At 57.8% G+C, this 5,579-nt stretch carries 6 protein-coding genes; 2 read left to right on the top strand and 4 right to left on the bottom strand.

Features of this window, described 5'->3' with window-relative positions; all coding sequences use genetic code 11:
* Nucleotides 1–248 (top strand): hypothetical protein (locus ACOI1H_RS23280; RefSeq protein ID WP_422440542.1); only part of this gene is annotated, 248 nt, incomplete at its 5' end.
* Nucleotides 249–255: 7 nt separating this feature from the next.
* Here the strand turns inward: ACOI1H_RS23280 and ACOI1H_RS23275 are convergent.
* From ACOI1H_RS23275 to ACOI1H_RS23260, 4 genes are all read right to left on the bottom strand, one after another.
* Complete coding sequence (locus tag ACOI1H_RS23275; RefSeq protein WP_422440541.1) at nucleotides 256–765, bottom strand: hypothetical protein; 510 nt, start codon at nucleotides 763–765, stop codon at nucleotides 256–258.
* A 21-nt stretch (nucleotides 766–786) separates the two neighbouring features.
* A complete protein-coding gene (locus ACOI1H_RS23270) occupies nucleotides 787–1,305 on the bottom strand; it encodes a transposase (protein ID WP_422440539.1) in 519 nt (172 codons plus the stop codon).
* A 345-nt stretch (nucleotides 1,306–1,650) separates the two neighbouring features.
* On the bottom strand, nucleotides 1,651–2,160 hold the full coding sequence (locus ACOI1H_RS23265; RefSeq protein ID WP_422440537.1) for a hypothetical protein: 510 nt from the start codon (nucleotides 2,158–2,160) through the stop codon (nucleotides 1,651–1,653).
* Between the two features lie 508 nt (nucleotides 2,161–2,668).
* Entirely contained in the window at nucleotides 2,669–3,766 is a 1,098-nt protein-coding gene (locus ACOI1H_RS23260; protein WP_422440536.1) for an ISAs1 family transposase, read from the bottom strand.
* Between the two features lie 324 nt (nucleotides 3,767–4,090).
* On the opposite strand from ACOI1H_RS23260, the gene ACOI1H_RS23255 reads away from it, so the two are divergent.
* Nucleotides 4,091–5,579: hypothetical protein (locus ACOI1H_RS23255; protein ID WP_422440535.1), on the top strand; the 1,489-nt coding region annotated here is incomplete at its 3' end.

Below are 5,579 nucleotides of genomic sequence, written 5' to 3'. Positions count from 1 at the left end.
AAAATCGGAACGGGTGGGCGCATCAAATCGGAATCGGTGGGCGCATCACCCCGGAATACGCAATCTTAAGCCAAAAGCTGCTAAATATAGCTTTGGTTTTTAGTGAGATGCACGATGAGCACTGTCATCTGAAGTATTCAAAAAATGCGAATATTATTCGCCGTTATGCGTTGATGGAGGAGGTAAGAGAGCTGGTTTCAAAAAAACTATCTATGGAGGAGTTGGAGGGAGTATATCAATTTGTTTGAGGCAGTGTCAGCAAACCGTGTAGGCGCGAGGGCCTGAAGCGAGCAGCAGCCTGAGCGCATGAAGGTAGGAGCGGTCCGCATTGCTTCGGGCGGCATGCCATCGGCCGTAGGCTGCGAGGTTCTTTGACGCGGGTCCGCAGAAGGGTTGCATGAAGGTGCGGAAACGGCTGATCAGGGCGTTTACGGTGTTGATGTGATGGCTGCGCGGGGTGCGTGCCGTCCGCCGTCCTGCGGTGAGCGCGAAGTGCGGGATGCGCGCGTCCTTCGCGATCCGCTCGTAGGTGACGAACCCGTCCGTGCCGAGCACCGCGTCCGGCGCCATCACGGGCAACAGGGCACCGGAGATCGCCGCCTGGCGCGCGTCGGCAATGGCCTCGAAGGCGCGGTGACCAGCGCGATCGGTTGCTGCGAGGAGCTTCTTCTCCCAGGCCCGCCAGCCCCCCGGCGGCGCTACCGCCGAACCGCCTCTACGCCGATAGGCTCGCCACCTCAGGCGGGGCGGCACCGGGTGGTTCACGGGGTCACGCCGGTGCCTAACTCACTCCCCCGACCCCTTTCGGCTCTCGCGTTGGTGGGCCTCGTCGGCTTCGACGATGCCAGCACGGGTGGCGTCGGGCTCCGGTTTCAGAGCGCCGATGATCGCCATGCGCCAGCGCCAGCGCCAGATGCTATGACGCGACGCACCCAGCACCTCGGCCCCGCGGCGGCAGGACATCGGCTGCGGCGCCTCGATCATGTCACGCGCCAGCGCGACAACGAGGTCGGGGCGGTGAACCCGGGCCAGCGGCGTGCCGCTACGGCCTGACCACGTTACGCCGCACCCCGAGCAGTTCCATCGCTGTGTGCCTGTTCTGGTCCGACCCCACCGGGTGCGCGCGTCACTCCCACAGCGGGGGCAGGACGCCGCCGGGCCGCCAGCATCGGCCCGCGCATCGATCTCCAGGACCGCCTCGGCACGCTTGCGCGCATCTGCAACGAGCCCTTCGGCCTGGCGCAGCTCCTGCGGGGTCAGGCGGGCAAGCAGACGGCCGAATTCAGCTGGTTCGAAGCGGGGCATGGCGGGTCTCCTGGAACTCCGGAAGCCTCAGCATACCTCACTGACCCATCAGAACAAAGCGCGAACCAACACGCTTTGCTGACACCGCCTTGTTTGATGTGAATGAGTTGCCGTAGGAATCATGAATAAATCACTGCAAAGGTTTGTAGCGACATTCCCCAGTAACGTCGTCCCGATATTACCGACCGACGCGACCATGCAAAAGGCCCGCCACGCATTCCGTGCAGTGGAAGGCGTGTCCCGTCTTTCAAAACCCACCTTTAAAGGCTGCGCTAATGGTGAGTGCGGCCTTATCGCTTTGATATTAGGGGTATGTAATAGCCTCATTCCCGAGTAGAATTGCGGCTAGTGTATTGTCTGTTGGATTTTGCGCTTGGGGTATACCCGGTGGTCAATGCGGAAACGTGTAGAAGGTGTATGTTCCCCCGGACGATTTACTAAGCAAGGAAGGGAAAAGAAATATTCTATATCGCAAGTAACATCGGAACGCAGAATTTCACTGAGATCATCGTATAGCTCGAGTCGCTGAATTTCAAGATTTTCGGGCGCGTATGTCACGATGAAACGAGCCAGGCCTGATCTACGACCCATCCCGTCAAACGGAATAACAAGACTAATTATATAATCCTCAATATCTTGGCTTAGTTCAAAGTATGCATACTCTCCAAAGCGGTTTGACCGCGAGCAGCGGCGATAATCTCCAAATTCCTCCCATAGGCAGTCGACGTCATCGTATCTTAAGTAATCAGCCAAGTCATCGAGGGACTGAAAATTTAGTTGTTCCCTAATATCATTTACATCCACTAAGCGGTTGGTGGATGTTGCGAAAGTGGTAAGTAGTTCAGTAAAGTCCACGATATTTGCTCCTCTATTGGCTATGAGGATATGATGTCATTGTAAATTTAGAGAAATTTTATTATTGATTAATGTATTTTTTTTTGAAGCTAAACATGATGTTGAGGGCGCTCTTCAAATTTTATCCTAAATTACCTATAATTGGACTAGGTAGAGAAGATCGCTCTGCATCCAATAAGTGTCACGCGGGATATAGATACTATATCCGGCGCGACACCTTATTTGGGGGTGCAATCTCAGGATGCGTCTCGGGGCACCCTTTGGAGCCAGCTCACAATGACAGTTCAGCCGGACGCGGCCGATACATAGCGGTCGCGGTTGTTACGTTGCAGGATTTGCGTGTTACCCGTCGCGACTTAGCCGCGCAGACGGCAGTATGTGCGGTGCTGACCATTGCGCTATCATAGCCTGCCTTGCGCGCCACGCGTTGGGGCTTTGGCGACTGATCTCGCGCCAACAGAAGCCCGATGCCGTCGCTGCTGCTAGGGCAGGGCAATCGCGTTTGGCATCATGCTGCCTCCAGCCCATTGAGAACGCTGCATAAGAATGCCTCATCCCAGCCAGCTCGCTTGAGTTTGATGCTGAGAGAGCCTTTGGATGTGTCGCGTCGGACGACATCCAGAGCGCGGCGGCGCAGCACGGCGATGTTGCCCGGTCCGTTGTCCTTTCGGTTGCGTGCGGCGTCTTCGCGGAACGAGACGTCAAGCTGCCAATGCAAAGCGTTTTCGATGGCCCAGTGGTCGCGGACCGCGGCGAGCAAGACCTCGGGTGTGGGCATCCAAGATAGGGCAAAATACCGTGTCTGGGAGGTCACTTTACCGCCGGCATCTCGAATTGCATCAATCTTGGCGAACCCTTTGAGACCTGGAAATTCATAATATTCACCCAGTGCTTTAGCCGATACGACCACGCCGGTCCGGGTCTTTTTGCGACCATGGGCCGTGTCCGCGGAGCTGGCCACGGGGTGACCATCTTTCAGATTGCTGAAACAGCCGCGGGCGTCAGACAGTAGGGACTCCTGATTGCCTTTCAGCGCCAGGCACCAATCACCGCCCCCCGTGTTGATAGCGGCCACTGTGCGGCGGTTGCAGTGCAGAGCGTCACCGGTCACCACCTTGCCTTTGAGCGCAATCAGTCCCAAGGCCTCGACGGCCGCGTCGAGCTCTGTGCCCCGGTCGGCGGTTACTGTCGTCAGCGTGAGGCGCAGCCGCGAGGCATAGGCTGAGACCATTATGCGCGTCCGGGCACTCTCATCTTTGTCACGAGCACCACGTAATGCCTTGCCGTCGATGGCGATGACATCCCCTTCCTTGAGAAGGGCTGCGACATCGGCGAGCACTTTTCCAAAGGCGGCATCGAGTGCCTTTGGGTCGATCATCCGGAAGACCTCAGAGAAGGTGTCATGCGAGGGGATAGCATGCTTCAACGTCAGGAAGTCTCTGAAAAGGCCTTCTTTCGCGCGACCAAAGGCGGCCATTTCGGCGCACGAGGTTGACCCACACAGGACCGATACGAAAGCGATGACAAGCAACTCCCCAAGGTCGTGGCGGGCGTTACTGGCCCGCGGATCGGGGACGTTGTCGAAGGCGGATAAAAAAATCTGCATGATGATGAGGACTCCGTGAACCCAATCCCCAGTTCAGAATCCATCTCGCCCTCACAGGCAAGAGCGACCGTTCACGCCTTCAGTTCCAAACGCGATTCCCCTGGCTGCTAGGGAAGATCTGTCCTGGCAGGGTCGCGCCGAGAGTCGAACTCTGAGCCCTCATTCACATTTTAGCCCGAACCTGCCAGCGTTGTCGCGGCTTAGCGCTAAATGAGTGTCACGCGGGTTATAGAGATTATAACCGGTGTGACCCCATTCTGCCGGGGAATTTCTCGAATTTAGCCAACGACCGATCTTCTGAAAGTCTAACTCAGAGGATTGAAAATGACAGATGTATTTCAACAGCGCGATGCCGCAGGCCGTTTTGGCGGACGCGGGGCTTACCGCGCAAAATCGCCGGCACCGGCCACACTTTTTACCCCCCTTACTCATGCAGACGATCAAATCCGCGCAGCGCTTCGCCACGACATCGATGATTTGACGTCCCATGAGCCAACCGCCGACGATGACAGTGTGCCGGTGGCTGTGTTTGCGGCCAGCCCGGGCGCGGGCAAGAGCACTGTCGCGAGGCAGTTGTGCGCAGAGTACCTGCCGGGCCAGGCGGTTATCTATCACGCCCCGACCTTGTCCCTCGTCACAGATGCTGCGGCGCATGCTGCAGACCTTGGCACGGAGCTGCAAGTCTTGCGCGGACGCGGGGCACCCGATCCAGCGCAACGCGGTCGCACGATGTGCCAAAAGGCACCGCTGGTGAGCCGCGGCATCGCACTAGGGCTAAGCGTTCAGGAAACCTTTTGCCAAAGCTCGGCAAATCCCGCGCAGCGCTGCGCACATTTTGACAGCTGCGCTTACCTGCGTCAGCGCAACGAAAACGTCGCGCACGGCCATCAATACATGGCCACGGCGCATCTGAGCCTTCCAAATCCGTCTGACACCAAACCCGTGTTGCGCATTGTCGATGAGACGTTTTGGGCCGGGCAGTTATCGCCCCTGAGCATCTCGGCCGCAGATTTTGTGCTGCCCAGACCTTCGCGGCACCACCACGATCGGAGTGGCAAAGATAATGAAGGGCGCACCAAACAGCTGTCAGAACTGGTTGAGGCCGCCAGGGCCGTCGTTGATCAGCTGATGGCCGGAAAATCGCCGCTGGCGCTTGCCTATACTGCGCTGGACTACCGGAACTTTGCGGCGCTCGAGGCCCAATTGCAGGCAAGCTGTCCGGACGTGCGCCCGGATCAATCTCCGGCGCGTCAGGACGCGCTTTTGGCGTCAGCTGAGCAGAGCGCACAGTCTGCAGCGCAACATAGCGCGATTTGGACATGTCTTGCCGATGCAAAGGATAAGGGGCGAGATACGATCGAGCGGCTCACAATGCGGCGGGGGCGTGACGGTCTGACCCTATGCGTGAACTGCAAGCGCGAACTACAGCACCGCGAACCTATGCTGCTGCTTGATGCAGATGCTGACGCTGAAATCCTGACCGCCCTTGGATGTGACATCCGTCACATGAGCAGCATGACGCTTCGGCCAAACGCCGAGATTGTCCAGATCCATGACCGGCGGATGACCCATGGCAGCCTTATGGGCGGGAAAGAGCTTCGGGAGGACTGGCGACGCGTTATTCTGCGTGAAGTGCTACGAGACCAACACGCTCAAAATACCGGTGTTTTGGTTGGTGCCACCCGTAAGGTGGTGCAGGTCTTTTTTGAGGACGCGGGTTACGATTTTACCGGTAAATCGAACGACGAAATCTCCGAATTTATGCTGACCACGCGGCTGCACGGGGCATATTGGCTGTGGTTCGGCGGCCGGT

Origin of the sequence: Loktanella sp. DJP18 (assembly GCF_049310965.1) — a bacterium.
Lineage (GTDB): Bacteria > Pseudomonadota > Alphaproteobacteria > Rhodobacterales > Rhodobacteraceae > Loktanella.
Note: the sequence above shows the minus strand (reverse complement) of the source record. Positions and strands in the feature narration are given on the sequence as shown.

Excerpts from the sequence above, each read along its gene's own strand:
- ACOI1H_RS23270 (WP_422440539.1), bottom strand. The coding sequence starts at position 1,305 with ATGCCCCGCTTCGAACCAGCTGAATTCGGCCGTCTGCTTGCCCGCCTG.
- ACOI1H_RS23260 (WP_422440536.1), bottom strand. The coding sequence starts at position 3,766 with ATGCAGATTTTTTTATCCGCCTTCGACAACGTCCCCGATCCGCGGGCC.